This window comes from Sphingomonas sp. DMC6 (assembly GCF_056314225.1).
The window spans coordinates 50260-75770 of the sequence record NZ_JBQUYT010000011.1 but is presented as its reverse complement, the minus strand read 5'-3'; the positions used below and the strand labels follow the sequence as shown (position 1 = coordinate 75770).

Annotated in this window: 25 protein-coding genes and 1 tRNA gene; 8 read left to right on the top strand and 18 right to left on the bottom strand. The window is 65.0% G+C overall.

Annotated elements, in window-relative coordinates:
* Positions 1-283: 283 nt before the first annotated feature.
* The 4 genes from ACT53M_RS18320 (at position 284) to ACT53M_RS18305 (ending at position 3061) form a co-directional block, all read left to right on the top strand.
* Complete coding sequence (locus ACT53M_RS18320) at positions 284-1192, top strand: ArdC family protein (RefSeq protein ID WP_476235232.1); 909 nt, start codon at positions 284-286, stop codon at positions 1190-1192.
* The gene (locus tag ACT53M_RS18315) at positions 1189-1398 is read left to right on the top strand and encodes a sigma factor-like helix-turn-helix DNA-binding protein (RefSeq protein ID WP_476235230.1); all 210 of its coding nucleotides are present in this window, start codon (positions 1189-1191) and stop codon (positions 1396-1398) included. The genes ACT53M_RS18320 and ACT53M_RS18315 overlap by 4 nt, the downstream gene beginning before the upstream one ends.
* A gap of 71 nt (positions 1399-1469) precedes the next feature.
* A complete protein-coding gene (locus ACT53M_RS18310; RefSeq protein ID WP_476235228.1) occupies positions 1470-2393 on the top strand; it encodes a HEPN domain-containing protein in 924 nt (307 codons plus the stop codon).
* Positions 2390-3061, top strand: coding sequence for a hypothetical protein (locus tag ACT53M_RS18305; RefSeq protein WP_476235227.1), 672 nt, complete (start codon positions 2390-2392; stop codon positions 3059-3061). Before ACT53M_RS18310 ends, ACT53M_RS18305 begins: the two co-directional genes overlap by 4 nt.
* Positions 3062-3091: 30 nt before the next feature.
* On the opposite strand, the gene ACT53M_RS18300 is transcribed toward ACT53M_RS18305, so the two are convergent.
* The 5 genes from ACT53M_RS18300 to ACT53M_RS18280 all read right to left on the bottom strand — a co-directional run bounded on the left by ACT53M_RS18300 (position 3092) and on the right by ACT53M_RS18280 (position 5571).
* Positions 3092-3376 carry a hypothetical protein gene (locus ACT53M_RS18300; protein WP_476235225.1) on the bottom strand — a complete coding sequence of 95 codons (285 nt, stop codon included), beginning with the start codon at positions 3374-3376 and terminating at the stop codon, positions 3092-3094.
* On the bottom strand, positions 3373-3666 hold the full coding sequence (locus tag ACT53M_RS18295) for a helix-turn-helix domain-containing transcriptional regulator (RefSeq protein WP_254772263.1): 294 nt from the start codon (positions 3664-3666) through the stop codon (positions 3373-3375). The genes ACT53M_RS18300 and ACT53M_RS18295 overlap by 4 nt, the downstream gene beginning before the upstream one ends.
* Before the next feature lie 34 nt (positions 3667-3700).
* Positions 3701-4039, bottom strand: coding sequence for a type II toxin-antitoxin system RelE/ParE family toxin (locus ACT53M_RS18290; RefSeq protein WP_476235222.1), 339 nt, complete (start codon positions 4037-4039; stop codon positions 3701-3703).
* A 132-nt stretch (positions 4040-4171) separates the two neighbouring features.
* On the bottom strand, positions 4172-5326 hold the full coding sequence (locus tag ACT53M_RS18285; RefSeq protein WP_476235220.1) for a tyrosine-type recombinase/integrase: 1155 nt from the start codon (positions 5324-5326) through the stop codon (positions 4172-4174).
* Between the two features lie 154 nt (positions 5327-5480).
* Positions 5481-5571: transfer RNA gene (locus tag ACT53M_RS18280), tRNA-Ser, on the bottom strand.
* Positions 5572-5654: 83 nt separating this feature from the next.
* On the opposite strand from ACT53M_RS18280, the gene ACT53M_RS18275 reads away from it, so the two are divergent.
* Positions 5655-6521: a peptidylprolyl isomerase gene (locus ACT53M_RS18275; protein WP_476235218.1), complete on the top strand. Its 867-nt coding sequence runs from the start codon at positions 5655-5657 to the stop codon at positions 6519-6521.
* A gap of 6 nt (positions 6522-6527) precedes the next feature.
* On the opposite strand, the gene ACT53M_RS18270 is transcribed toward ACT53M_RS18275, so the two are convergent.
* From ACT53M_RS18270 to ACT53M_RS18255, 4 genes are read right to left on the bottom strand one after another with little or no spacing between them, the layout of a single operon-like run.
* Positions 6528-7124, bottom strand: coding sequence for an ABC-type transport auxiliary lipoprotein family protein (locus ACT53M_RS18270; RefSeq protein WP_476235216.1), 597 nt, complete (start codon positions 7122-7124; stop codon positions 6528-6530).
* Between the two features lie 8 nt (positions 7125-7132).
* The gene (locus ACT53M_RS18265) at positions 7133-8098 is read right to left on the bottom strand and encodes an MlaD family protein (RefSeq protein ID WP_476235214.1); all 966 of its coding nucleotides are present in this window, start codon (positions 8096-8098) and stop codon (positions 7133-7135) included.
* A 7-nt stretch (positions 8099-8105) separates the two neighbouring features.
* Positions 8106-8912 carry an ABC transporter ATP-binding protein gene (locus tag ACT53M_RS18260; RefSeq protein ID WP_476235212.1) on the bottom strand — a complete coding sequence of 269 codons (807 nt, stop codon included), beginning with the start codon at positions 8910-8912 and terminating at the stop codon, positions 8106-8108.
* Positions 8909-10018, bottom strand: coding sequence for an ABC transporter permease (locus ACT53M_RS18255; protein WP_476235210.1), 1110 nt, complete (start codon positions 10016-10018; stop codon positions 8909-8911). Before ACT53M_RS18255 ends, ACT53M_RS18260 begins: the two co-directional genes overlap by 4 nt.
* Positions 10019-10079: 61 nt before the next feature.
* Between ACT53M_RS18255 and ACT53M_RS18250 the strand changes: the two genes are divergently transcribed.
* Positions 10080-10751, top strand: a complete 672-nt coding sequence (locus tag ACT53M_RS18250) for an HAD family hydrolase (protein WP_476235208.1) — start codon at positions 10080-10082, stop codon at positions 10749-10751.
* Between the two features lie 44 nt (positions 10752-10795).
* Here the strand turns inward: ACT53M_RS18250 and ACT53M_RS18245 are convergent, their stop codons facing one another.
* The 3 genes from ACT53M_RS18245 to ACT53M_RS18235 form a co-directional block, all read right to left on the bottom strand.
* Positions 10796-12001, bottom strand: coding sequence for a DUF445 domain-containing protein (locus ACT53M_RS18245; RefSeq protein WP_476229399.1), 1206 nt, complete (start codon positions 11999-12001; stop codon positions 10796-10798).
* 186 nt (positions 12002-12187) lie between these two features.
* The gene (locus ACT53M_RS18240) at positions 12188-15355 is read right to left on the bottom strand and encodes an efflux RND transporter permease subunit (RefSeq protein ID WP_476235207.1); all 3168 of its coding nucleotides are present in this window, start codon (positions 15353-15355) and stop codon (positions 12188-12190) included.
* Between the two features lie 11 nt (positions 15356-15366).
* Positions 15367-16554, bottom strand: a complete 1188-nt coding sequence (locus ACT53M_RS18235) for an efflux RND transporter periplasmic adaptor subunit (RefSeq protein ID WP_476235205.1) — start codon at positions 16552-16554, stop codon at positions 15367-15369.
* A 286-nt stretch (positions 16555-16840) separates the two neighbouring features.
* On the opposite strand from ACT53M_RS18235, the gene ACT53M_RS18230 reads away from it, so the two are divergent.
* Positions 16841-17572, top strand: coding sequence for an SIMPL domain-containing protein (locus tag ACT53M_RS18230; RefSeq protein WP_476235204.1), 732 nt, complete (start codon positions 16841-16843; stop codon positions 17570-17572).
* 76 nt (positions 17573-17648) lie between these two features.
* Here ACT53M_RS18230 and ACT53M_RS18225 read toward each other — a convergent pair whose 3' ends face one another.
* From ACT53M_RS18225 to ACT53M_RS18215, 3 genes are all read right to left on the bottom strand, one after another.
* Positions 17649-17906 (bottom strand): GlsB/YeaQ/YmgE family stress response membrane protein, encoded by a 258-nt coding sequence (locus ACT53M_RS18225; protein WP_476229225.1) that lies wholly within the window; start codon positions 17904-17906, stop codon positions 17649-17651.
* Positions 17907-18102: 196 nt separating this feature from the next.
* The gene (gene sciP, locus ACT53M_RS18220) at positions 18103-18402 is read right to left on the bottom strand and encodes a CtrA inhibitor SciP (protein ID WP_476229224.1); all 300 of its coding nucleotides are present in this window, start codon (positions 18400-18402) and stop codon (positions 18103-18105) included.
* A gap of 104 nt (positions 18403-18506) precedes the next feature.
* Positions 18507-18734: a hypothetical protein gene (locus ACT53M_RS18215; RefSeq protein WP_476235202.1), complete on the bottom strand. Its 228-nt coding sequence runs from the start codon at positions 18732-18734 to the stop codon at positions 18507-18509.
* A gap of 160 nt (positions 18735-18894) precedes the next feature.
* On the opposite strand from ACT53M_RS18215, the gene mnmA reads away from it, so the two are divergent.
* Complete coding sequence (mnmA, locus tag ACT53M_RS18210) at positions 18895-20004, top strand: tRNA 2-thiouridine(34) synthase MnmA (protein WP_476235254.1); 1110 nt, start codon at positions 18895-18897, stop codon at positions 20002-20004.
* A gap of 2 nt (positions 20005-20006) precedes the next feature.
* Here mnmA and ACT53M_RS18205 read toward each other — a convergent pair whose 3' ends face one another.
* The 3 genes from ACT53M_RS18205 to ACT53M_RS18195 form a co-directional block, all read right to left on the bottom strand.
* Entirely contained in the window at positions 20007-20849 is an 843-nt protein-coding gene (locus tag ACT53M_RS18205; protein ID WP_476235201.1) for a fumarylacetoacetate hydrolase family protein, read from the bottom strand.
* Positions 20850-20923: 74 nt separating this feature from the next.
* Complete coding sequence (locus ACT53M_RS18200) at positions 20924-23533, bottom strand: PAS domain-containing protein (RefSeq protein ID WP_476235199.1); 2610 nt, start codon at positions 23531-23533, stop codon at positions 20924-20926.
* A 91-nt stretch (positions 23534-23624) separates the two neighbouring features.
* Positions 23625-25328 carry a histidine kinase famiy protein gene (locus ACT53M_RS18195; RefSeq protein ID WP_476235197.1) on the bottom strand — a complete coding sequence of 568 codons (1704 nt, stop codon included), beginning with the start codon at positions 25326-25328 and terminating at the stop codon, positions 23625-23627.
* Positions 25329-25511: the final 183 nt, after the last annotated feature.

The window sequence follows — 25511 nt, the reverse complement described above, 5'->3', positions numbered from 1 at the left end:
GGTTCGGGCGCCGGTGGCACCCGGCAGCGCGGTTGCGCTGACAGGATGGTCGCCGCGCTGAGGCGCGGCGGCGTTGGTGCGCCGGCACGCGGAAAGGGCGGGGGGAGCGTCGCTCGCCTCTAGTCCTGCCGCGGCATGCCGCAAGCCGGGCGGTGCCCGGCTCCTCCACTTCGTTGCGGCCCTCCGGGTGCGGCCTGCCTCTGACGGCAGGACTGCCGGTTCGCTCCTGCCGCTCCCCACGCCCTTCCGGCGCCGGTTGCGGTGTTTTGGAAGGAGCAGGACCATGGGTGTTGGACGCGAGAACCGGGCGAGCCTCTATGCCGAGGTGACCGGACGGGTGATAGCCGAGCTGGAGCAGGGGCGGCTGCCCTGGGTGCAGCCTTGGGATGCTGCGGCGTGTGGCTGTGCAATGCCGGCCAATGCCGTGACCGGGCGGCGCTATTCGGGGATCAATGTGCTGATCCTCTGGGCGGCGGTGATCGAGGGGCGCTATGCTTCGCAGCGCTGGCTGACCTTTCGGCAGGCGCAGGCCGTGGGGGGCAGCGTGCGGCGCGGCGAGCGGGGGACGACCATCTGTTATGCGGATCGCTTCACGCCGAAGGACGAGGCCGAGCGGGCGCGGGACGAGGATCGCGAGGCGCGGCAACTGGCGTTTCTCAAGCGGTTCACCGTGTTCAACGTCGATCAATGCGAGGGGCTGCCCGAGCGGTTGACGGCGGTGGCGCAGGGCGAGCCTGTAGCGGAGGTCGACCGCATCCCCGCCGCGCATGCGCTGATGGAAGCATGTGGCGCGGATATTCGGATCGGCGGTGGTGACGCATATTACAGCCCGGGCGGCGACTATGTCGCGGTGCCACCGCAGCTGGCATTCTACAATCACATCAACTGGTATCGCACCGTGCTGCACGAATTGGGGCACTGGACCGGGCATCGCTCCCGCCTCGACCGTAACCAGTCCGGCGCATTCGGCAGCGCTGCCTACAGCCGGGAGGAACTGGTCGCCGAAATGGCAAGCGCCTTCACCTGCGCTTCGCTGGCGATCCGGCCGACAGTGCGGCACGCCGATTATGTCGGTAGCTGGCTGGCCGTGCTGCGCGAGGATGAAAAGGCGATCTTCCGGGCGGCGAGCGCTGCCAGCAAGGCGGCAGATTACCTGCTCGGGTTCAACTCGGACGAGGAGGCGGGGCAATGATGCGCTGGCTTCGGCTGCGGCGGATGCGCAGCGCCTTTCATGCGCTTCCCGAGGTCGATCGGGCGATCTTCGGATCGGTGCGGTTCGACGACTTGGACTACATCGAAACGGCCCAACGGCATGGCTGCACGGTAGCGGAGGTCGAGCAAACCGTCGCCCGCGTAATCATCGCGCTCGACCGTGCAGCGCGGGGCAAACAGCCGTGAGGGAACGCGACACCTCGCCCGGGGAACCGGGCGAGGTGTACGCCGCCGCATCAGCGCGTTAGGATCGATCCATGAGGACCAGCCTCGACCATCTGCCCCCAGCCAAGCAGCGCGAGCTGGAGCGCGTCGTCCAGATCCTGTTCGAGGAGTTTGGCGACGCGATCGCCATCGCCACTTCGGATTGGAAGAAGCAGGCGCGCATCCTGAAGGTCATCCTCTACGGCAGCTATGCGCGCGGCGGCTGGGTCGACGAGCCGCACACGGCCAAGGGCTATCAGTCGGACTTCGATCTGCTGGTGATCGTCAACAACGACAAACTTACCGATCGGGTGGAGTTCTGGGCGACTGCCGAGGACCGACTCAACCGCGAACTGGCGATCACCAAGACGCTGCGCACGCCGGTCAATTTCATCGTGCACACTATGCAGGAGGTGAACGACGGGCTGGCGCATGGCCGCTATTTCTTCATGGATGTCGCGCGCGACGGCATCGCGCTGTACGAGAGCGAACCCACCGAACTGCACCAGCCGAAGCCGAAGACGCCTCCCCAGGCGCTGGCGATGGCCCGGGAGTATTTCGACGAGTGGTTTCCCTCTGCGATGAAGCGTTTCGAGATTGCCGGTTTCGACCTGTCAAAAGGCTTCTTGAAAGATGCGGCATTCGACCTTCATCAGACCGCCGAGCGCCTCTACCACTGCGTCTTGCTGGTCTGCACGTTCTACACGCCGCACACCCATAATCTTGGCTTTCTCCGCACGCAGGCTGAACGGATTGATCCGCGGCTGATCGACGCATGGCCACGTGACCAGCGCGTCGACCGTTCCCGGTTCGAGAAGCTGAAGGAAGCCTATGTGAAGGCGCGCTATTCAAAGCACTACCGCATCAGCGCCGAGGAACTTGCTTGGCTGGGCGAACGCGTCGAAGTGCTGGGACAGGCGGTGCAGGTGATCTGCGAAGAACGTATCGCGGCGCTGGAGCAAGCTGCCGCCGCATGATCGTCGCGCCCCGAGGCTTGGAGCCTCGGCGCGCGATTGGGTTGATAGTCGCCCTTGGTTCTGTCTGGGTGACGGATTGGTACAACACCCAGAAGGCGGCGAATGCACAGCAGCTTAGCTATGACATCGCTTCGGGCTACTTGTTTGAGCCAACTGATGATTGGGTGTCGCTCTGGAAGAAGCCGGGACCCCACGGCGTGATGCCTCTCCAAATTGAAAACGTCGGCAACGATGACTTAGATAACCTCACCGTCAATGTGCGGAGTGACTTCGAGCCAATCGAGCTCGTCACTTATGGGAAGCAGTCTAAGGTTAATTCGGAGATCCCAAAAATTGAACGCGAAGGGAAAGGGTTCAAGATAACCTACCAGTTGTTACGCAAGGGTGACAGTGGTATGTTTTGGGTATCAACGAAGTATTCTTCGGGAATGTCTATCAATTCCCCCAAGAAGGGGATGGCTCTTATCCAGAAACAGGGACAATCTGCCGATGAGGACTATTGGTCTCCAATCTGGTTCCTCGTCGGTTTTTTGGCGCTCCTGGGAGCCTTCGTGGGCGGAATGGTCGCGTTTGAATCTTACGTTAAAACGGTCCTGAATACCGTTGGTCTTGACCCTAAAGAACTGCAGCAAGCATACGAAGCCGAGGTCGCAAAGAAGAAAAAATAGGGGACTCCCGAGGGGGCCCCTGGGCCCGACTTAGGTCGGGATCGCGGCGGTGCGCAGCTCGATGGAGCACTTGCTCCGCAGCTTGCAGGTACCGACCATCATCCGCGAGATGAGCAGGGTGCCCTGCTTCTCCGGCTGATCGACGATCTGGAACGACGGGCCCTGCACGATTGCCGAGCAGGCAGCCATCGGCGTCCAGATGACGCCCACGGTTGTGCCGTACTTGGCGCGGTGCGGAGCCGGGTTGGCCGCGTTCGCGCTGTCGTCGGCGCCGAACACGCCCGAAAAAATGGAACGATATTGTCGTGTGCTCATGCCGCCTCGACTGCATGGGCCTGGATCTCGACGCCAAGGCGCTTGCGCACGGCGCCGAAGATCGCCGCGAGATTGTCCATGCTCGGGTTGCCGTTCTCGGACAACATCCGATGAAGGCTCTTGCTGGGCTTGTTGGTCTCAACGGCCAGTGCCTCGAAACCGACCGACGCGTTGACCAGATCACGCAGGATCAACCGGGCCGTGTGCGGCTCTCCGTTGAGGAACAGGGTTGCGGCCTCGTCGAGCAACGCCTTCGCAAAGGCAGGATCTCGGCCCGCGCGCTCCTTCACCGTCTCTTTAAAATTCCGAGTGAGAGCCACTGTCCTACCTCTTTGCCTTTTTCTGCGCCGCCTTCCGCGCCTTATATTCAGCCAGCAAATCGCTGGCGCGATCAATATCTGCCTGCTGCCGCCTTTTCGTTCCACCGGCGAACAGCACGATGAGTTCATTGCCGTCCTGGGTCAGATAGAGCCGATAGCCTGGTCCCCAATCGATTCGATATTCGCCAAGGCTGCCACCGATCCATTTGATGTTGGACGTATTGCCTAGCTCCATTCGCAACATTGCGGTCGCCACTTTCGTGGCCGCTTGCGCATCGAGCCCATCAAACCAACAACGAAAGGGACAGGCGCCGTCCTCCTGAACATATTCCTCTATGACCACTTATCACCTCGTAATGGTAACATAACCGTTACCATGTGTCTAGCGCCATGTCGCCGTCAGCCTCGAACTGAGCGCAACAACAATCGTCGTATCGCATTGACGATCGAGGACGCGTGAGATTCTGGTAGAGAATCAAACAGAAGGCTTCGCACAAAAGGCAGCCCAGTCGCGCATGAGCAGCCTTCGCTTGTCGAGAAAGTCTGTCCGGCGATAGGCGGCCTCGACCTTGTTCGAGACCGTGTGGGCAAGCGCCGCTTCTGCAATCTCACCAGAATAGTCGGTCTGCTCCGCAACCCAATCACGGAATGCCGAGCGGAACCCGTGCACGGTCACCGCGAGATCCATGTCCCGTAGGATCTTGAGGAGTGTCATGTCCGAGAGCGGCTTCTTCACGTTCTGACCGGGGAACACCAAGTCGCTAGCGCCAGCCTTGAACTTCTTGGCGCGCTCGAACACTGCCACCGCTGGGGGGGCTAAAGGCACGACGTGCACTCGCCCCATTTTCATCCGTTCGGCCGGGATCGTCCACAACGCCGCTTCCAGGTCAAGTTCAGACCAGGTCGCACCCCGGATTTCGCCTGATCGCGCGGCTGTCAGGATCAGCGCTTCCAACGCTACGCGGCCCACGGATTCACGCGCGGCCAACTTCTCTATGAAATCCGGTACCGAAGCATAAGGCAGGGCCGCGAAATGGTTGTCCTTCTTCGGCTGGCGAGGCAGTCCCTTGGAGAGCGAGCGCATTGGCGCTTCCGTTGCTCGAAACCCCCGCGCATAGGACCAGTCGAGAACCGTGCCGATGCGCTGCCGGACGCGGCGCGCAGTTTCCGGCTTTGACAGCCAGATCGGCGCCAGCACATCGCGGATCAGCGGCCCTTCGATCTCGCTGACCAACCGATCGCCCATCTTGGGGAAAGCGTAGGTTTTAAGCGTCGCGATCCACTGGTTCTGATGCTTGCCGTTCTTCCAAGCCTTTTCGTGTTCCTCGTGCACCATTTCGGCGGCCTTGCGAAACGTCGGAATGACCTGACGCTCGTGCTTCCTTTCGGCGACAGGATCGATCCCCTGCGCGATCTTCTGGCGGGTAGCGAAGGCAGCTTCCCGAGCGTCTTTGAGAGAAACGGCCTTTGAGGAGCCCAGCCCGATATCCTGGCGCTTCCCATTATTCTGCACCCGGAGGATCCAGCTGGCTGCTCCCTTGCCATTGATTTCGAGGAACAGGCCATCCCCATCGGAATAGCGACCGGGTTCGGTAAGCGACCGGATCTTGAGCGCAGTGAGCTTTCCCATGCCACCTCCACCTCATTCTTCCCCACACTTTTCCCCACACTTCGCGTGAGATCGTGTCGGATTGAGTGAAACGCAGCGGAACGAAAAAACCGCTGATTTCTGCGGCTTTCTAGCAGTTTTTAGCGGGTTTGGGGAGGCCCAAAAAGGGCGCAGGTGGCGGAGCGGGAGGGATTCGAACCCTCGATACGGTTTTGCCGTATACTCACTTTCCAGGCGAGCGCCTTCGACCACTCGGCCACCGCTCCGCATGAAAGAGCCTGGAAGGGGGGTGCCCTACCGCCTGTGCGGCCCCTAGGCAAGCGGGCATGGGCGTGCCAAGCTTGTTTCCATGCTCAAGTCCTCGTTCGCGCTGCTTGCGCTCGCCGCCGCCCAGCCGCTTGGCCAGACGCCGCCCCAGGCTGCGCCGCTGCCGTCCGATCCCGCTGCCGGCGACTGGCACGATATTCCTGACGACGAAATCCTGATCATCACACTGGCCGATGGACGGCAGGTGGTCATTCGCCTCGCGGCCCGGTTTGCGCCAGCCCATGTCAGCAATATCCGCAAGCTCGCCGATGCGCGCTGGTGGGATGGCGAGAGCATCTACCGCGTGCAGGAAAATTGGGTCGCGCAATGGGGTGACCCGACCGAGAAGAAGCCGCTGCCGCCTGAAATCCTTGCCCGCCCCGCGGCCGAGTTCGAAATCGGCGCCTTCACCCCCGTACAGCGCCTGTCCAAGGCGGATTCCTACTCCACGTCGTCCGGCGTGACCGCCGATGGCTGGCCGGTCGCCACCGATGGCAAGGCGGCCTGGCTCACCCATTGCTATGGCATGGTCGGCGTGGCGCGCGACCAGCTGCCCGACACCGGCACCGGCAGCGAGCTGTTTACCCCGATCGGCCAGTCGGCGCGCCGGCTGGACCGCAATTACACGGTGGTCGGCCGCGTGATCGAGGGAATGCAGTATCTATCGGCGCTGCCGCGCAGCGACGCGCCGATGGGCGTCTATGCCACCGCTGCGGAGCGCACGCCGATCAGCTGGGTGCGGCTGGCGAGCATGCTGCCGGCGGACGAGCGGCCGCATTTCCAGTATCGCGCCGCGGACAATCCCCGTTACGCCGCGATGATCGCGATGCGCGAACACCCTGCGGCGCCCACGGTGGCTACCGGGGTAAGCGTGTGCGATTTGCCGGTGGGCGTGCGGCGACGGCCCTGATCGGGCCTATTTGCCCAGCCAGCTGGCGATTTCGCCTGCGACCTGGTTCGCGGCCTGGTTGAGTGCCTGCCCCGCCTCGGGGGTATCGATTCGCGATACAGGCACGCGCGCTTCGAAACGCCGACGTTCGAAGCCGGTGGCGTTCTCGCGGCCGAGCATCATGTCGACCGCCACGACCGCCTGCATCTGTGCGGCATCAATGCCAAAGGCACGGACGTCCCCGGCCAGCGTTGCGCTGGGCGTTGTCAGCGACTGGCGGCGGCTGATCACGATGCGGCCGGTCTGTGCGGCAATGGTGTCGGCGAGCAGCCGGCCGAACAGGCTGGCGGGCCCTTCCACCCATTGCGCATCCTTCAGATAGGCGATGGTCGTCCCGTCCGGACCCGAATGGACCGGCACGCGCGTCGTCGCCAGCTCCTGCGGCGCGCCCAGCGGAGCGATCGAGACTGCCTTGGCATCGCCGGATTTCTGTTCCGCTCCCGCCGGCAGCGCCGTCGCCGCCTGCAGCGTCAGCAGCGAGGCGGGCGGTTTGGCGCCGAACGAGATGCAGCCCGACAGCGGGATGGCGGCGAGCAGGATGGCGGCGATCGCTGGCTGTTTCATCCGGTTTCTCACTTCTTGGCCTTGTAGGTCGGCAGTGCCGGCGGGGAGATCAGGCTCGATGCGCCGCCCTGGTCGAGCCGGCGCGCGACATTGGTGAGCGCGATCGACATTTCGCGCAGATCCTGCACCAGCTGCCCGACCTCGGGCATCGTCTTGTTCGAGAAGCTCTGCAGCCCCGGCCGTGCGTCGCCAATCGCGGCGTCGAGCGTTTCGACGCTCTTGCGTGCGGAGGTGATCGTGGCGTTGAGGTTGGCGATGGTCGGCTTGATGTCGCTTGCCATCATGCCGTTGGTAGTCGCGGCCAGTTCGCCGATCTGCTGGGCGGCGGTGCCGGCCTTTTCGATCGCCTCGCGCGTTTCGGCCAGCGTCGCGGCGATCTCCGGCCCGCGATCGGCGAGCGACTTGGTCAGCCGGTTGGTGTTGGCGAGGATGCCCGAAATCGAGGCCTGGTTCTTGTCATTCAGCAGGTCAGAGACGCGCTCGGTCAGCGTCGTCAGCCGTTCGAGCAGCTTCGGGGCCGAGCTGAGCAGCGCGCCCAGGCCACCCTGCTTGGTCGGGATCACCGGCACGCCCAGCGGACAGGCGGCGCGGGGATTGTCGTCGGGGCAGCGGATCGGCGGCGCGCCCTTCACGGCGCCGTCGAGCTGCACGGCGCTGGGGCCGGTGAAGCTGCCCTGAATGGTCGCCGTCGTGCCTTCGAGGATCGGCACGTCGGGGTTCAGGCTGACGCGCACGCGCACCAGGCTGGGATCGGGCTTCCAGAATTCGATCTCCTTCACCTGCCCTGCCGGCACGCCGGAAAAGCTGACCGACGAACCGCGGCTCAGTCCGTCGACCGATTGCTTGAAGAAGATGTCATATTCGCGCTCATCGCCGCCGCCCAGCCGCGCAAGCCAGACGATGAACAGCGCCAGCACCGCGAGCAGGATCAGCACTACCGCGCCGACGAGCACATGATTTGATCGCGTTTCCATCAGCCTGTCATGTCCTCTGCGCGGCGCGCTCGGCGCCGGCCACCGCGGCGCGCCCGCGCGGCCCGTTGAAATATTCCTGGATCCAGGGGTGATCCAGCGCGAGAAGTTCGTCGATCGTTCCCACAGCGATCACGCGCTTGTCCGCCAGCACGGCAACGCGGTCGCAAATCGCATAGAGCGTGTCGAGGTCGTGCGTGATCAGGAAGACCGTTAGCCCCAGCGTCTTCTGGAGCGAGGCCGTCAGTTCGTCGAACGCCGCCGCGCCGATCGGGTCCAGCCCGGCGGTGGGCTCGTCGAGGAACAGCAACTCGGGGTCGAGCGCCAGGGCGCGGGCAAGGCCTGCACGCTTCTTCATGCCGCCGGACAGTTCGGCTGGATATTTGGGGGCGGCATCGGGCGGAAGGCCGGTCATCACCACCTTGTAGGCAGCGATTTCCTCGAGCAGCGCCTGGTCGAGCCCGGGATAGAATTCCTTGAGCGGCACCTGCACATTCTCGGACACGGTCAGCGTCGAAAACAGCGCGCCGCCCTGGAACAGCACGCCCCAGCGCTTGCGGATCTCCACCGCCTCGGTTTCCTCGCGCCCGATCGTGTTTTCGCCGAACACTTCGATGGTGCCGGCAAGCGGCGTCTGGAGCCCGATGACCGAACGCATTAGCACCGACTTGCCGGTACCCGATCCGCCGACAACGCCCAGAATCTCGCCGCGCCGCACATCGAGGTCGAGTTCGTCATGGACGATCTGTTCGCCGAATCCGTTGCGCAGCCCGCGCACGCGGATCAGCACGTCGTCGTCATGGGGTGTCTGGCTCATATCCAGCCGATCTCGCTGAAGAACACCGCGAAGAATGCGTCGAGCACGATCACCAGGAAGATCGCCTGCACCACCGCCGTCGTCGTGCGCTGGCCGACCTGTTCGGCATCGCCTTCCACCTGCATGCCGTGAAAGCACCCCGCCATGGCGATGATCGCGCCGAATACCGGCGCCTTGATAAGGCCCACCCACAGGTCGGTGAGCGGCACGACTTCGCGGATCCGCGCGATGAACGTCACCGGCGGAATATCTAGGCTGGCCCAGCACAGCAGGCCACCCCCGAGGATCGAGACGAGCGAGGAATAGAAGCCGAGCAGCGGCAGCATCAACACCACTGCCAGCACGCGCGGCAGGACCAGCGCCTCCATCGGCGACACGCCGATCGTGCGCATCGCGTCGATTTCCTCGGTCAGCTTCATCGTACCGATCTGCGCGGCAAAGGCAGAGCCCGAGCGGCCGGCGATCATGATCGCGGTCATCAGGATGCCGAGTTCGCGCAGCGTGATGCGGCCGAGCAGGTTGATCGTGTAGATTTCGGCACCGAACTGGCGCAGTTGTACCGATCCTTGCTGGGCGATAACGATGCCGATCAGGAAGCTCATCAGGCCGATGATGCTCAGTGCCGATACGCCCACCACCTCAAACCGGTGCACCGTCGCATTGAAGCGGAAGCGGCGGGGATGGGTGACGACGTTCCAGAAGGCGGTCAGCGTCGCGCCCATAAAGCCGAGCAGGCCGTAGAGCGTATACCCCGCGACGATCACGCCGTGGCCCACTTCGCTCAGCACGCGCGTAAACGTGCCCAGCGGCGGCGGCGGGAGCTGGATGGGATGCTCTGCGGCGACAACCTGATCGAACAGATGCTGTTCGTCCTGGCCCAGACCGCCGACTTCCGCCCCCCGCTCGCGGGCGAAACGGTGGACCACCCAGGCGCCCACCGTATCCATCCGCCCGACATCGCTCAGGTCGATTCGCGCTACGGTGCCGTCGAGCTGTTCCAGCCGGTCCGGCAGGTCGCCGAGACACGCGAGGGACAGGTTGCCGGTGAAGCGGAGTACAGGGCCGCTCCCGGTTTCGGTCATCTCGAAGTCGGCAGCGCTGCTCATAGCTGCCACCTTTCTGCGATTCCGGCTGGAACGGCAAGCTCCTCCGCGCCTAAATGCCGCAATGCAGCACCTCGCCATTTACGACATGGACAAGACGATCACCCTCAAGCCGACCTGGACGCGGTTCCTGGTCCATGCTGCGCGTGCCCGTGCGCCGTGGCGGCTGGCCTGGCTGCCGGTGCTGGGTGTCGCCGGAATCGGCTATTACCTGAAGTGGATCGACCGTGCGGGACTCAAGCGGCTGGCACAGCGGCTGATGCTGGGGCGTACCCTGCCGCCGGAAGAGATGGCGGCGGTGGCCGAGGCCTTCGCCGATGTTGAACTGGAAACGGGTGTGCTGCACGGCGCCCGCGCGCAGATCACTGCGGATCGCGCCGCCGGCTATCGGCTGGTTATGGCCACGGCCTCGCACCATTATTACGCGCACGCTATCGCGCGCCGTCTGGGGTTCGACGACGTCATCGCCACCAATGCGAAGCACACGCGGGAGGGCCATATTCTCTCCGATCTCGACGGCGAGAACTGTTACGGGCTCGTAAAGCTCCACCGCGTCGAAAAATGGTTGGCGGCGGAAGGGATGGAGCGCGCGGAACTGCACGTGCGTGCCTATTCGGACCATGTTTCGGATGCACCGTTGCTCGGCTGGGCGGACGAAGGCTTCGCCGTCAACGCGCATGGCCCGCTGGCGCGGCTGGCAGCGCAAAAGGGCTGGGCGCAGCTCGACTGGCGATAGGCGCGCGGGTTTGCAAACAAACCTGTACTGTGTTTGCAAACCGATTAGAGCAGCACATCCACCGCGTGGATCGCTACGCCGACCATGCCGCCGACCAGCGTACCGTTGATGCGGATATATTGCAGGTCGCGCCCCACGGCGTTCTCCAGCCGCGTGGTCACCGTATCAGCGTCCCAGCCGCGGATCGTGTCCGATACCAGCCGGACGATGCCGTCGCCATAGTCGGAAGCGGCGCCGACGGCCGTGCGGCGGACGAAGCGGTTGATGGTACCGGCCAGCCGCGCATCCTGCTGCAGCGTGCCGCCGAACTGCCGAAGCGCCTCGCCCATGCGGCCACCGAGTGCGCGCTCGGGATCGCGCGCCAGCCGCAGCATCGCGCTGCGACTCTGTTCCCACAGGCCGTCGATCCAGCGCTGGAAGGCCTGGTTCTCCAGCATCTCTGCCTTGAACGCTTCCACCCGCGCCCGGAGTTCGGGATCGTCCTGCAATCGCGCGGCGAGCTGTTCCAGCCCCTCTTCGGCCTTCAGCCGCAGGGGATGGTGCGGATCCTCGGCCATTTCGGCGATCAGCCGGTGCAGTCCCTCGATGATCTTGGTCGACAGCGTTTCGTCTAGCCCCGTCCAGCGCAGCACCGATCCGGCGCGGGCATGGACCATGTCGCGGATCAGATGCTCGTTTGCGTCGAGGATGCGCGCGGTCCAGCGGATCATCGCGTCGAGCAGCGGCAGGTGGCGCTGGTTGGCGATGGCGGCGGCGAGGGCCTGGCCGAACAGCGGGGCGATGTCGATACCGCGCAACCGGCTCGCGATCGCGCCTTTGACCATGCCCCCCAGCCGCTCCTGATCGAGCGATTCGAGGATATAGGCGGCCAGCCGCGAAGCCCCGGCGCCGATGCGGCCATTGCCGGGCGAAGGCGCTGCCAGCCAGCGTCCGGCGGCCGCCGCGACGTCCAGCCGCTGCATCCGCCGCGCGACGACGCGGGGAATCAGGAAGTTGGCGCGGAGGAACTGGCCCAGCGTGTCGGCGATCCGGTCCTTGTTGCGCGGGATGATCGCGGTGTGCGGGATCGGCAGGTGGAGCGGGTGGCGGAACAGCGCGGTTACGGCGAACCAGTCGGCAAGGCCGCCGACCATCGCCGCCTCGGCAAAGGCGCGGACAAAGGGAATGGCGGGATGGGCCGGCTCGAAATGGCGAGCCAGCAGGAAGGTCCCCGCCATCAGCAGCAACAGCCCGGTGGCAACCAGCCGCATGCGGCGCAGGCCGGGGGCGACAGGCGGGCGGGGGGACAGGAGCGGCGCGATCATCGCCGGAGAAACGCAGTGCGCCGCCCGGCGCTCCCCTGCCGCCGGTCGGGAAGAAGGGGGAAGGGCGGTCGGGCCGTCATGCGCCCGACCATGCCCTCCTCCGCTTGTGCCCGCAAGCGGGGGAGGCGCGGGTCATTCCGCCGGCTGGACGGAGTCGTCACCCGGGTGGTGGTCAATCGCTGCTGCGCCGGGCGCCGCGCCGATCACGCGGCTGCCATCGTCGCCGGGGCGATAGGTGAGCAGCCGCCGCGACAACCGCGGCCCCAGCCAGCCTTCCAGCCCGACCGCCAGGCTGAACAATGCCGGCACGATCACCAGCGTCAGCACGGTCGATACGATCAGGCCGCCGATCACCACCACGCCCATCGGCGCGCGGAAGGAGGTGTCGCCGTTCAGCGAAAGCGCGGTCGGCACCATGCCTGCAACCATCGCGATCGTGGTCATCACGATCGGCTGGGCGCGCTTGCGGCCGGCATCGACAATGGCGACGACCTTGGGCACACCCTTGTACATCTCTTCCAGCGCGAAATCGACGAGCAGGATCGAGTTCTTGGCGACGATGCCGAACAGCATCAGCATGCCGATATAGACGGGTAGCGATACCGGCATACCGAGCATGGCCAGTGCGATCAGCCCGCCCAGCGGCGCATTGAGCAGCGAGCCCATGTTGACGATCGGCGAGACGAAGCGGCGATAGAGCAACACCAGCACCGCAAAGACCAGGAAAATGCCCGATGCCAGCGCAATGATGAAGTTGTTGATCATCTCGTTCTGCCATTTGGCCTGGCCAACGGTCATTTCCGATACGCCGACCGGCAGGGCCTTCATGATCGGAAGGTTGTGAATCTCCTTCATCACGTCGCCCGAGACATAGGGCTTGCCGGTCGCCGGGTTCATCGCCAGGTCGGCGCCGACTACCAGCCGGCGCTGCAGGTTCAGTCGCTCGATCTTGGTGGGGCCGGCGGCGAAGCGAATGTCCGCCACCGACGATAGCGGTACCGAGCCGCCCGTCTGGGTCTGGACGCGCATGTTCTGGAGTGTGTCCAGCCGGGTGCGGGCATCCTGATCGAGCGCCACGCGGATCGGGATCTGGCGATCGGAAAGCGAGAATTTCGCGCTATTCTGTTCGATGTCGCCCAGTGTCGCGACGCGGATCGCGTTGGAAAGTGCGGCCGTCGTCACGCCCAGATCGGCTGCGAGGTCGAGGCGCGGGGCAATCACGATCTCGGGGCGTTGCAGGTCACCCGAAATGCGCGGTGCGATTGCCGATTTCAGCCCTTCCATCTGCTTGACCAGCGTCAGCGCCGTCTTGTTGAGCAGTTCCGGATCCTCGCCGCCCAGCGTGATCGTCAGATCGCGGCCCGACGAGCCCCAGCCGAACTGCGAGCGGAAGTTCACCCGCGCATCGGGAATGGCAAGCAGCTTGGGCGCCACGCGCTTTTCGAACTCGGTGCTCGTTTCCTTGCGCGCGCTGCTGTTCTTTTCCGCCAGTGTGGCCATCACGCGGCCGCTGCCGACCTGGGTGCGCGCATAGGTGTGTTCGACGCCGGGTTCGGCCCGCAGGATGCCCGCGACCTGCTGGACGACGCGGTCGGTCTGCTCGAGTGTGCTGCCGGGCACCATCTCGATCGTTGCAGTTACGCTGTCCTCGTCCTGCGCAGGCTGAAAAGTCTGCGGCATGGTGACAAGCAGGGCGATTGTTGCCCCCAGCGACAGCACATAGCCGACAATCGCCACCCAGCGGTGCAACAGCGTCCATTCGAGCATGCGGACGTACAGGCGCATCACGGGGCCGCCGCCATGTTCGGCATGGCCGTGCGCTTTCAGGAAATAGGCCGCGATCATCGGCGTGAGCATGCGCGCGACTGCCAGCGACATCAGCACGGCGGCCACCACCGTCAGGCCGAAATTCTTGAAGAACTGGCCGGAAATGCCCGGCATCAGCCCGACGGGCAGAAACACCGCGACGATCGACATGGTAGTGGCGAGCACGGCGATCCCGATTTCGTCGGCGGCATCGATTGCGGCCTGATAGGCGGATTTTCCCATCCGCATGTGGCGGACGATATTCTCGATTTCCACGATCGCATCGTCGACCAGCACGCCCGCGACCAGGCTGAGCGCAAGCAGCGTCATCTGGTTCAGCGTGAAGTTCATCATGTCCATGAACCAGAAGCTGGGGATCGCCGACAGCGGAATGGCCAGGGCCGAGATAACCGTTGCGCGCCAGTCGCGCAGGAAGATGAAAACCACGATGACGGCAAGCACGGCGCCCTCGATCATCGCTTCCATCGCGGTGTTGAACTGTTCCTTCGCGTACTTGCTCGAATTGTCGAGCAGCTCGAAATGAACCTTGGGATTGGCCTTTTCGAGCGCCTGCAGCTTCTTTTGCGACTCTTCGAAAATGGTGACGTCGGAGGCGCCCTTGGCACGCTGGACGTCGAACGAGATCACCGGATGCCCGTCATAGCGCGCGAAGTTGCGCCGTTCGGCAAAGCCGTCCTTGACGGTGGCGATGTCGGCAAGCCGTACCGTCCGGCCTGTGCCGGTCGCGATCTGGGTCTGGCCCAGCGAATAGGCGTCCTTGGCATTGCCGACGACGCGCAGTGACTGTTCGAAGCCCGAAATCTGGGCGCGGCCGCCGGCGGCATTAAGGTTCACCTGGCGCAGTTGCTGGTTCACTTGGCTGGCGGTCAGACCGAAGCTGGCGAGCTTCACCGGGTCGAGCACCACGCTGACCTCCCGGTTCACCCCGCCGTTGCGCTGCACTGCGGCCATGCCGGAAATCGACAGCAGCTCCTTGGAGACGGTGTTGTCGATATACCAGGAGAGCTGCTCGACGGTCATGTCGGTGGCGGTCGCCGTGAAGCTGGCAACGTCGTTGTTGCTGGCGCTGTCAACACGGCCAACCTGCGGTTCCAGAATGCCGTCGGGCAGGTTGCCGCGGATCTGCTGGATTGCGCTGCGGACATCTTCCACCGCGCGGTCGATCGGGGTGCCGATCGCCAGCTGCACCACCGTCTGGCTATTGCCCTCGGAAACGGTCGAGTTGATCTCGTCGATGCCCTGCAGGCTGCGGACGGCGGCTTCGACCTTCTGCGTGATCTGCGTCTCCAGCTCGCTCGGCGCGGCGCCGGGCTGGCTGATCGAGATCCAGACGATCGGAAAGTCGATGTCCGGGCTGTTGTTCACATCCATGCGGTTGAAGCTGACCAGCCCCGCAATGGTGAGGAACAGGAACAGCACGATGGGCGGCACCGGGTTGCGGATCGCCCAGGCCGAGATGTTGCGAAAGCTCATCGCGCCGTACCTTACTTTTTCTGGAGCTGGGGAATGACCTTCTGGCCCGGGTTGAGGAACGCGCCTGCGGTCATCACCACCCGCTCATTGCCCGAAAGCCCTTCGGTCACCACCACGCCATTGTCGGAAACGTCGCCGGTCTTGACCGGGCGACGCACGGCTTCGTTCCGGTCGTTCAGGATGAAGACGAAGCTGCCCTGCTGGTCGCTCTGGATCGCCGATTGCGGCAGTATCACGCTCGTCACGGCGCCGGCGACGATGCGCGCGCTGGCAAAGCCGCCCGGACGCAGCGCCGGATTATAGGCGAGCGCGACGCGGGCGATGCCAAGCCGGCTGGTCGGGTCGATCACCGGCGAAACCTGCCAGATTTCGCCCTTAAAGGCTTGCTGCGATCCCACCGGCGTCACTTCGGCAGGTGCGCCGACGTGCAGTTTCTGGATGTCGCTTTCGGAAAGCTGGGTGCGCAGCTCCATCTGGCCGCCCATCGCCATGCGGAACAGCACGCCCGAGCCCGAGCTGACGATCTGGCCCGGTTCGATCTGGCGGGCGAGGATAAGCCCCGCCTCAGGTGCGCGAATGTCGAGCCGGCGGTTGCGGGCCTGGGTTTCGGCGAGCTGGGCAGCGGCAACGCGAACGCGCGCCAGTGCCTGGTCGCGCGCGGCAGTCTTTTGGTCAATATCGGCGCGCGAGATGAAGCCGTTCGACACGAGTTTCTGCGCGCGCTCGAGATTCGCCTGGGCCAGCTTGGCATCCGCCTCGGCGACGCGGATCTGCGCTGCCAGCGACTCGGCGGTCTGCGCCTGCACCGACCGGTCGACGGTGGCGAGCACCTGGCCCTTTTCCACCCAGCTGCCGGCATCGACCAGCACGCGCGTGACAATGCCGCCTTCGCCGGCCACGCCGACCGGCATTTCGCGCTTGGCCGCCAGGCTTCCCGTGCCCGTCACGATCGTCGAAATCGTCGTCCGGCCGGGGATGGCAACGGTGACAGTCGACATTTGCGCGCGGGCTGCGTCGCCGTTGCCGCTGGCGGCCTGCACGGCCGTGGTCTTCGGCTTGCCGAACATCAAAAAGGCAGCCGCTAGGATGACGACGAAGGCACCAAGCCCGATCCACAGCCAGCGCCGGCCCCGCCGCGCGGTGTCGCCCTCGTAACCGAGCCGTTCCTGCCGTCCCAACATCCCTGCCTCGTAGTTCATCGCCCGCCCTTTGCACGGCAGTACGCCGTATCCGTGGCACTGTGTTATATGAATATATCACTCGCCACAAGGGGGCTGATTCCGCTGCGGAAGGCGGCATGGCAGGGAATTCGTGCGCTACGCAAGTCGAAACCGTTTTCATTTAGAAATAATGCAAGCCCGTGCAAATAAATCCAAAATATCGGCTTTTGTTGGAGCGCCGGCCTGGCGTTCTCGCGAAGCTACGTTCATCCCCCGTTCGGGCCGGCTCTGGCAGCCGGATGGCAGCAACGACAAGGAGGAACCGATGAACCGCTGCTTCATGCCTGCGCTAGCACCGCTGACGATAGCTGCCGTCTTGGCGTCGACCGTACCTGCCGTGGCGCAGGAGGCCGCAGTGCCGGCGCTGCCAGCCACCGGTACCGTGCTGACCGTGGTTGCGGAGGGCGCGACCACGCGCGTTCCGGATATGGCGACGATCCAGGCCGGGGTGGTGACCAGCGCGGCCACGGCGGCCGAGGCGATGCGGCAGAACGCAACGCGCATGGCGGCGGTCCTTGCCGCGCTGCGCAAGGCGGGCGTGGCGGAGCGCGACCTCCAGACCGCCGCGATCAGTCTCAATCCCGAATATCGTCAGCAGGACAACAAGCCGCCGGTGATCACCGGTTATCAGGCGTCGAATCAGGTGACGGTGCGGTTTCGCGACATCGCCCGCAGCGGTGCGATCCTCGATACGCTCGTGGCACAAGGTGCTAACAGCATCTCGGGTCCGGTCATGGAACTGGCCGACGAAGACGGCGCGCTCGACGAGGCGCGGCGGGATGCGGTGAAGCGCGCCCGTGAACGGGCTGCGCTGTATGCGCAGGCGGCCGGCCTCAAGGTCGATCGCATCCTGCTAATTTCCGAAGGCGAGGCCACCGCGCCGCCGCGCCCGATGCCGATGTTCGTCGCGCGGGCACAGGCGGCCGCGGAAACGGCGGTTCTGCCGGGGGAACAGCGCATCACCGCCACACTGACGGTGCGGTTCCTGCTGCAATAGGCCGATAGTAAAAGGGCCGCCCCTGGGGGCGGCCCTTCCGTACGACGCTGACAAGGGGATCAGCGTAACCTGCGAATCAGCGGACTGCGCCGCGACGCACCAGATTGACGATTGCCAGCAGGATGATGGCACCCAGCAACGACACCAGGAAGGTAGTCGGGGTGATGATCCCGCTGTTGATATTACCGCCGAACAACAGGCCGCCGATAAACGCGCCGACAATACCGACGACGATGTTCAGGAAGATGCCCTGCTGGGCATCGGTCCGCATGATGATGCTCGCGAGCCAACCGACGACGCCGCCGATGACGAGCCAAACGATAAAGCCTACCATCTGTCCCTCCTCTTCTTGCCCGTCTAGGCGGGCGACAGAAGCGAAAATCCGCAAACGCTCATGTTGGTTCCGTACCGATTTTACGCTGCTTACCGGAACTTTTGTGGAACTTGCTCTCGCTAGGCCGACACGCAACAAAAAGGCCCGCCTCTCGTGCGAGAAGCGGGCCGCGGTTGGGGCGCAAGGGGTGCGCGAATCAGTATTTTTGCTGGCGTTCGTACAGCGAGCGATAATGCTGGATGCGCGTCACGCGCAGCCCCGGCATGCCTGAGCGATCGATCGCGCGCTGCCAGCCCGCGAATTCCTCGACGGTAAGATTGTAGCGTTCGCAGACTTCGTCCACGGTCAGAAGCCCGCCATTCACTGCTGCGACCACCTCTGCCTTGCGACGCACGACCCAGCGGGTCGTTTCCGGCGGCGGCAGCGTCTCGAGAGTCAGCGGTTCGCCAAGCGGGCCGATGACTTTCGCGGGACGGATCTTCTGGTTCTCAATCATCTACCAACCTCGATCGGGGCCGACGCCCCTGTTACGCATCACTGAAAACGACCATTATCGCCGGGCCTTGAACATCGGCTAAAATGGCAAGGTAAACGCCCGCTTCACTTTTGCGCCCACCGGGTGAGCGCCGCCGCTGCCGCCTGGTGGAATGCACCATGGGCAGGGGACAGCAGCGCGGCTGCCGGAATGGGCATAGAGAGCCGGGTCTGGGCGCGCGCGGTGGGGCTGGCCGCCTGGCGGGTGGCGATGCCGACCATCAGCACCGCCAGGCCAGTGGGCAGGGCGGTTATGGTGACGTCGCGATCCAGCCGGGCAAAACTCAAATCCACAATCACGCACCCAAGCTTCGTATCTCTATAATGTCTCTTTTAGCGGCGAGTGCTGAAAGGCCCGTAAAGGCGGTGCAAACCTCAGCTTAACCTAGGTTCCCGATTGCTTGACGTAGCCCTATGGGTGGCGCCTCACCGCAAGCCACCCTATGTGGCGGCGATGGTTCCTGGTGATTTTCAGCTCGAGGCCCCGCTTGCCGGCAAGCGGATCGTCGTCGCCATGTCGGGCGGCGTCGATTCATCGGTTGTGGCGGCGCTGGCCGCGCGCAGCGGTGCCGAGACGATCGGTATCACGTTGCAGCTTTACGACCATGGCGAAGCGGTGGGCCGTGCCGGCAGCTGCTGCGCCGGCCGGGATATTCGCGATGCGCGGGCAGTGTGCGACAAGCTGGGCATCGCCCATTATGTGTTCGACCATGAATCGAGCTTCCGCAGCACGGTAATCGACGATTTCGCCGACGAATATCTGGCGGGTCGCACGCCCATTCCGTGCGTGAAGTGCAATATGGGGCCGAAATTCACCGATCTGTTCGCGCTGGCGCGCGATCTGGGGGCGGATTGCCTGGCGACCGGCCATTATGTTCGCCGCGCGGTAGGGGCGGGTGGGGCCGAGCTGCACCGCGCGGCCGATCCCGCACGCGACCAGAGCTATTTCCTGTTTGCAACCACCGCCGCGCAACTCGACTTCCTGCGCTTTCCGCTGGGCGGGCTGCCCAAGCCGCAGGTGCGCGAGCTCGCCGCCGAACTCGGTCTTGGCGTAGCGGCCAAGCCCGACAGCCAGGACATCTGCTTCGTGCCCGATGGCGATTATGCCTCGCTGGTGAAGAAGCTGCGGCCTGAAGCGGAAACCGGCGGCGAGATCGTCGATGAAAGCGGGCGCGTGCTGGGCATGCACCGCGGCCTGATTCACTTCACGGTGGGCCAGCGGCGCGGGCTGGAGATCGGCGGCGCGGCCGAGCCCTATTATGTGTTGCGTCTGGAGCCGGATACGCACCGCGTCGTCGTCGGTTCGCGCCGCGCGCTGGCGGTGCGGGCCGCGCGGATCACCGGAATCAACTGGCTTGGCGGCGACTATCGCGGGCCGATGACCGTGAAGGTACGCAGCCTCGCCAAACCGGTACCGGCGCGGCTGGACGAAGACCGGGTGGTGTTCGAGGTACCCGAATATGGCGTCGCGCCCGGCCAGGCGGCGGTGCTATACGCCGGCGACCGGGTGCTGGGCGGCGGCTGGATCGCGGAAACCGAACGGGCCGAAATCGCCGCCGCCTGAGTTCAGCCGACGACGTTCTGGTGCTGCTCGCCCAGCTTGTCGATGCCCAGCGCAATCGTGTCGCCCGGCTTCAGATACCAGGGAGCCGGCTTCTGCCCCATGCCCACGCCCGGCGGGGTGCCGGTGGTGATCACGTCGCCGGGCAGCAGCGTCACGAAGCGCGAAATATACGACACCAGATGGGCGACGCCGAAGATCATCGTCGCGGTACTGCCGGTCTGGACGCGCGTGCCGTTGACATCGAGCCACATGCCCAGCGTCTGCGGATCGCCGACTTCGTCGCTCGTGACAAGCCAGGGGCCGATCGGGCCGAAGGTGGGGCAGCCCTTGCCCTTGTCCCAGGTGCCGCCGCGTTCGAGCTGATATTCGCGTTCCGACACGTCGTTGATCACGCAATAGCCGGCGACATGCGCCAGCGCGTCTTCCTCGGACACATAGGATGCTTCGTTGCCGATCACGACGCCCAGTTCGACTTCCCAGTCGGTCTTGGTCGATCCGCGCGGGATGCGGACGGGGTCGTTCGGCCCCTGGATGCAGCTTACTGCCTTGGTGAACAGCACCGGTTCGGCCGGGATCGGCATTTTCGATTCGGCGGCGTGGTCGCTATAGTTGAGGCCCACGGCGATGAACTGGCGCGTGCCGGCCACCGGCGTGCCGAACCGTTCGGGCGTACCGACCAGCGGCAGCGTCTCGGGATCGATCGCGGCGAGCGCCGCCAGGCTGTCGGCGCCCAGCTCCGCCGGTCCGATATCAGGCACGATGCCCGAGAGGTCGCGGACCTGTCCGCTCGCATCGACAAGGCCCGGCTTTTCCTGGCCGGGCTGGCCAAAACGGCAAAGTTTCATGCGCGCATGTTCCTTTCACGGGAGGATATGCGTGCGGCTATTGGCGGCTGGATGCGGCGCCGTCACGCGCAAAATCACGCCGCGGCGTGCTTCTGCACCAGCGTGTCGAGTGCCTTGGCCAGTTCGGCATGGCGGAAGGGCTTGGGCAGATGGGCGAACTCGCTCGACAGGCCGGCGAGGTCGGCATAGCCCGACACGATCAGCACCGGCGCCGAAGGAAATTGGGCGCGCAGCGTCCGCGCCAGTTCCGTGCCCGTCATGCCCGGCATCAGATGGTCGCTGACAATCAGGTCCGGGTTCAGGCCATGCTCGACCAGAGTCAGCGCGGCGAGCGCCGAATCGGCTTGATGGACTTCATATCCCATGCTGCGCAGCATCTCGGCGGCGGTCGCGCGCACCCCGTCCTCGTCGTCGACCAGCAGCACGCGGCCTGATCCTGGCGCAGCATCGCGTGACGGGCGGATGGTGCGTTCGGGCACCGGCGCGTCGCTGACCGGCAGCCATAATTCCACGGTCGTACCCTCGCCGGGCACGCTGGACAGCGTCATTGTGCCGCCCAGCTGGCTGGCAAGGCCATGCACCATCGACAGGCCCAGCCCGGTGCCGCGGCCAACGCCCTTGGTGGAGAAGAACGGCTCGACCGCGCGCGCGAGCGTTTCCGCGTCCATGCCGGTCCCGGTATCGACCACCGCGAGCCGCACATATGGGCCGGGCGCCAGCTCCGGCGTGTCCGCACCGGCCTCACCGCTCGCAACGCGAATGGTGAGTGTGCCGCCCGTAGGCATGGCATCGCGCGCATTCACTGCCAGATTGAGCAACGCCATTTCGATCTGGTTGGGGTCGGCGCGCGCCGGCGCCAGCGGCTCGTCGCGCGCCACCACCAGTGCAATCTGCGGTCCCAGCGTGCTTTCGAGCAGCGGTACCATGTCCTCGACCAGCGCCTCCAGCGCCACCGGCGCAATCTGCAGCGGCTGGCGCCGGGCGAAGGCGAGCAGCCGCTGGACCAGCGTGCTTGCCCGTTCTGCTGAGCGTAACGCACCGTCGATCAGCCGCCGCAGCGCGGGATCGTCGCCGACCTTGCGCAGGATCAGGTCGAGGCTGCCGATGATCGGCGTCAGCAGATTGTTGAAGTCGTGCGCTACGCCGCCGGTCAGCTGGCCCATCGCTTCCATCTTCTGGCTCTGGCGAAGCGCGGCCTCGGCTTCCTTCAGCGCGGCGGTGCGTTCCTCGACGCGGCGTTCCAGCGTATCGCGCGCGCTGCGCACATCGGCCAGCAGCCGGGCATTGTCGATCGCAACCGCGGCCTGCGCCGCCAGGCTGACGGCCAGCGCCTCGTGCCGCGCGGTGAACCGGCCCGGCTCGGGGTGGCCGAACAACAGCCCACCCAGTACCCCGCCGCCGCGCGAGACGACCGGCACGCCGAGATAGCTCACCACGGCCGGATGCCCGGGCGGCATGCCCGAGAACGGCGCGTTTTTGCCATAGCGGGGATCGCGGGTGATGTCGTCCGAGCGGATGATCTGATTGCGGAAGATCGGCCCCAAAACGCCGGTCGCACGGGGACGCCCCAGCGCAGCGAAATGGCTGCTGTCGCCGCCGGACAGCGTGAACAGATGCAACCGCTCCCCATCCTCGTCGAGACTGTTGTGAAAAAAGGCGCCCAGCCGCGCGCCGGTCAGTTCGACGCCGGCATCGGTCAGCATCTGCACCAGTCGTTCGAGTGCATGTTCGGCGGCCAGTGCCGCGCCAACGCGATTCAGCGTTTCAAGCGCAAGCTGGTCGCGGCGCTCGTCGGTCACGTCCTCGCACGATATGGCGATGCCGGTGATCGCGCCAAACTCGCCATAGAGCGGCACCCAGTTCTGCCGCCAGATGCGGGGACTTTCCGGCAGCCCCGGCGTTACACCGCGAATTTCCAGGCCGGTAATGGATTCGCCGGCAAGTACCCGCTCGAACGCGCGGATTGCCTGATCGGCCAGATCGGGCACGATCTCGCGGACATGGCGACCGATATGATCGGCGGCGGGAATGCCGTTCCACGCCGCGAGCAGTTCGTTGATGCGGACATAGCGCAGGTCGGTGTCCAGCACCGCCAGCCCCACTGGCGAGCCGTCATAAATGGCGGCCAGCTGATGCGTCTGGCTGCGCGCCACCGCCTCGCTGGCGCGCAGGGCGGCTTCGCTCTCGCGCAGCCGCCGTTCGGCCAGCACCCGCTCGGTGGTTTCCGAAACCAGGCAGAGAACGCCGCCGACCGACCCGTCATCATCGGGCACCGCCGAATAGGATACGTCGAAATAGACGGTTTCGCCGAAGCCCCGCCGCTCGATATAGAAAGGCCGGTCCTTCGCGGCAAAGGTCTCGCCGCTCGCCCGGACATTTTCGAGCAGCGGTCCCAGATCGTCCCACAGCTCGCCCCAATATTCGCGCGCCGGCCGGCCCAGCGCATGGGGGTGTTTTTCGCCTATCGTCGGCGCATAGGGGTCGTTGTACAGCGCGGCGAAGTCCGGACCCCAGAACAGCACGATCTGGGTGGCGGCGGGGAGGATCAGGCCCAGCGATGCGCGCAGATTGGCGGACCAGCGGTCGCGCGGGCCCAGCGGACTGGCGGCCCAGTCGACGTTATCGATCAGGCGCGCGACGGGAAGCCTGTCGGCCTCTTCCCCTTGCGCACTCGCTTCGTCCATATCGCTCGGCTCCCTAGGGACCGGGGGAAGATACGCTGCGCACGGCTCGACCGGCCAGCCCCCTTGCGGCCGATCGTCGTCCCGGCGCCTGCTATGCCTCGGCAGCGCCGAAGGGAGAGCCCGTCCGCCGTTCCGCAGGCGAACGCCGTTCCAGCGCCGTTCGGACCCGGTCGGCCAGTTCCTCGCGGCGATACGGCTTGCCTATCACGTCCAGATTGGTTCCGCGCGGAATATCTGCAACCAGATCCTCATTATACCCGGTAGTCATCAGAATCGGCGTGTCGGGATAGAGCTTGCGGAACTGTTCGATCAATTCCAGCCCGCTCATGCCCCCGGGCATGACAATGTCGGTAAAAAGCAGGTCGACCGGTTCCTTTTCCACGCGCCGCAGCGCTTCTTCACCACTGGCGGCGGTGACTACGCGGTAGCCGAGCGCGCCAAGCTGCTCCTGCGCCAGCGCGCGCACATCGTCGCTGTCCTCGACCAGCAATATCGTCTCCGCGCCGCCGGTAACCGCCTGTTGCGGCTGCGCCCGGCTGACTGGCCGGGGGGCGACGCTGCCTGTCGCGGCCGGGAACAGCAGCCGTATCTCGGTCCCATTGCCGGGCGTGCTGTCGATCTCCAGCCGGCCGAGTGATTGCTGGACGAAGCCATGCACCATCGCCAGCCCCAGCCCGGTCCCGCGTTCGGCGCCCTTAGTGGTGAAAAAGGGCTCGGTCGCGCGGCGGCGCACCTCCTCGGGCATGCCGGTGCCTTCGTCCTGAACGGTCAGCACGACATAGTCGCCTTCGGGCAACTGGTGCATCGGCGCATCGCCGTTCAGCTTCCACAGCCGGGTGGAAATGGTGACGGTGCCGCCGCGCGGCATGGCGTCGCGCGCATTGATCAGCACGTTGAGGATCGCCATTTCCAGATGGGTCGGGTCGATATTGACCGAGGGCAGCCGCCGTTCGAGCATCGTCACCAGCCGGATCTGCGCCCCCACCGTATTATCGAGCAGGTCGCCAAAATCGTGGACCAACTGGTTGAGGTCGACCAGCCGCGGCTCGAGCCGGGTCTTGCGGGCAAAGGCGAGCAACTGCCGCGTCAGCTTCGATCCGCGCTCGGCCGCGCGCGCCGCATTGCCGAGCAGCCGGTGCTGCCGCTCGTCCTGTTCCTGCGCGAGAACGATGTCGATATTGCCGGAGACGACCTGCAGCAGGTTGTTGAAATCATGCGCGAGCCCTGCGGTGAGCTGGCCGATCGCTTCCATCTTCTGCGCCTGGCGAAATGCCTGTTCGGACGCGCGCCGCCGCGTGACGTCGAGCTGGCTGGCGAAGAAATAGAGGAGCTCGTCGTTCTCGTCGTGCACGGGGGCGATGAACACCGCATTCCAGAAGGGCGATCCGTCGCGGCGATAATTGAGGATTTCGAGCGAGATTGCCTGGCGCGCCGCCACCGCCTCGCGCAGTTCGCGCACGGTGTCGCGGTCGGTGTCCGCGCCCTGGAGGAAGCGGCAGTTGCGGCCGATGATTTCCGATTCCTCATAGCCGGTCAGATCGAGAAAAGCCTTGTTCGCAAAGGCGATGGGATTGTCCGGCTGGCGCGGGTCGGTCAGGATCATCGGCATCCGCGTCATCTGCAGCGCGGCAAAGAACACGCCGCTGCGATCGTCGAGGCCCGGCTTGGTGATCGTCGACCGTTTCCAGTGGTTGCGCGGCGGGGTTCCGGTGGGGCTGTAGGAGGTGTCGTCCCTCAGGTCGGTCGCAGGCTCTCCGGTGGCCTCGCCTCGCACTTCGACTTCTTCATTGTTCACGCGGTTCGCTTTCCTTATGGTCGCACGGCCCCGTCCTGCATAATCCGCAGGCCCCGTTTCGGTTGCGAACCTTCTGTAACGAGAGGCTATTTTCTGGAAGCGATCGGCTCAGCCGAAAAGCAGGTTGCTCCCCTGATCGCGAAACCAAATCGCGTCGTCGCAGTTATCTATCTGATAACCGTA

What these genes read in the sequence shown, in the direction of transcription:
- ACT53M_RS18225 (WP_476229225.1), bottom strand. Translation starts at nt 17,906, where the DNA reads ATGGTAGGCTTTATCGTTTGGCTCGTCATCGGCGGCGTCGTCGGTTGG.
- ACT53M_RS18310 (WP_476235228.1), top strand. Translation starts at nt 1,470, where the DNA reads ATGAGGACCAGCCTCGACCATCTGCCCCCAGCCAAGCAGCGCGAGCTG.
- ACT53M_RS18285 (WP_476235220.1), bottom strand. Translation starts at nt 5,326, where the DNA reads ATGGGAAAGCTCACTGCGCTCAAGATCCGGTCGCTTACCGAACCCGGT.
- ACT53M_RS18250 (WP_476235208.1), top strand. Translation starts at nt 10,080, where the DNA reads ATGCAGCACCTCGCCATTTACGACATGGACAAGACGATCACCCTCAAG.
- sciP (WP_476229224.1), bottom strand. Translation starts at nt 18,402, where the DNA reads ATGATTGAGAACCAGAAGATCCGTCCCGCGAAAGTCATCGGCCCGCTT.
- ACT53M_RS18205 (WP_476235201.1), bottom strand. Translation starts at nt 20,849, where the DNA reads ATGAAACTTTGCCGTTTTGGCCAGCCCGGCCAGGAAAAGCCGGGCCTT.
- mnmA (WP_476235254.1), top strand. Translation starts at nt 18,895, where the DNA reads ATGGTTCCTGGTGATTTTCAGCTCGAGGCCCCGCTTGCCGGCAAGCGG.
- ACT53M_RS18255 (WP_476235210.1), bottom strand. Translation starts at nt 10,018, where the DNA reads ATGAGCAGCGCTGCCGACTTCGAGATGACCGAAACCGGGAGCGGCCCT.
- ACT53M_RS18270 (WP_476235216.1), bottom strand. Translation starts at nt 7,124, where the DNA reads ATGAAACAGCCAGCGATCGCCGCCATCCTGCTCGCCGCCATCCCGCTG.
- ACT53M_RS18320 (WP_476235232.1), top strand. Translation starts at nt 284, where the DNA reads ATGGGTGTTGGACGCGAGAACCGGGCGAGCCTCTATGCCGAGGTGACC.
- ACT53M_RS18265 (WP_476235214.1), bottom strand. Translation starts at nt 8,098, where the DNA reads ATGGAAACGCGATCAAATCATGTGCTCGTCGGCGCGGTAGTGCTGATC.
- ACT53M_RS18275 (WP_476235218.1), top strand. Translation starts at nt 5,655, where the DNA reads ATGCTCAAGTCCTCGTTCGCGCTGCTTGCGCTCGCCGCCGCCCAGCCG.
- ACT53M_RS18240 (WP_476235207.1), bottom strand. Translation starts at nt 15,355, where the DNA reads ATGAGCTTTCGCAACATCTCGGCCTGGGCGATCCGCAACCCGGTGCCG.
- ACT53M_RS18235 (WP_476235205.1), bottom strand. Translation starts at nt 16,554, where the DNA reads ATGAACTACGAGGCAGGGATGTTGGGACGGCAGGAACGGCTCGGTTAC.
- ACT53M_RS18315 (WP_476235230.1), top strand. Translation starts at nt 1,189, where the DNA reads ATGATGCGCTGGCTTCGGCTGCGGCGGATGCGCAGCGCCTTTCATGCG.
- ACT53M_RS18300 (WP_476235225.1), bottom strand. Translation starts at nt 3,376, where the DNA reads ATGAGCACACGACAATATCGTTCCATTTTTTCGGGCGTGTTCGGCGCC.
- ACT53M_RS18245 (WP_476229399.1), bottom strand. Translation starts at nt 12,001, where the DNA reads ATGCGGCTGGTTGCCACCGGGCTGTTGCTGCTGATGGCGGGGACCTTC.
- ACT53M_RS18200 (WP_476235199.1), bottom strand. Translation starts at nt 23,533, where the DNA reads ATGGACGAAGCGAGTGCGCAAGGGGAAGAGGCCGACAGGCTTCCCGTC.
- ACT53M_RS18305 (WP_476235227.1), top strand. Translation starts at nt 2,390, where the DNA reads ATGATCGTCGCGCCCCGAGGCTTGGAGCCTCGGCGCGCGATTGGGTTG.
- ACT53M_RS18230 (WP_476235204.1), top strand. Translation starts at nt 16,841, where the DNA reads ATGAACCGCTGCTTCATGCCTGCGCTAGCACCGCTGACGATAGCTGCC.
- ACT53M_RS18260 (WP_476235212.1), bottom strand. Translation starts at nt 8,912, where the DNA reads ATGAGCCAGACACCCCATGACGACGACGTGCTGATCCGCGTGCGCGGG.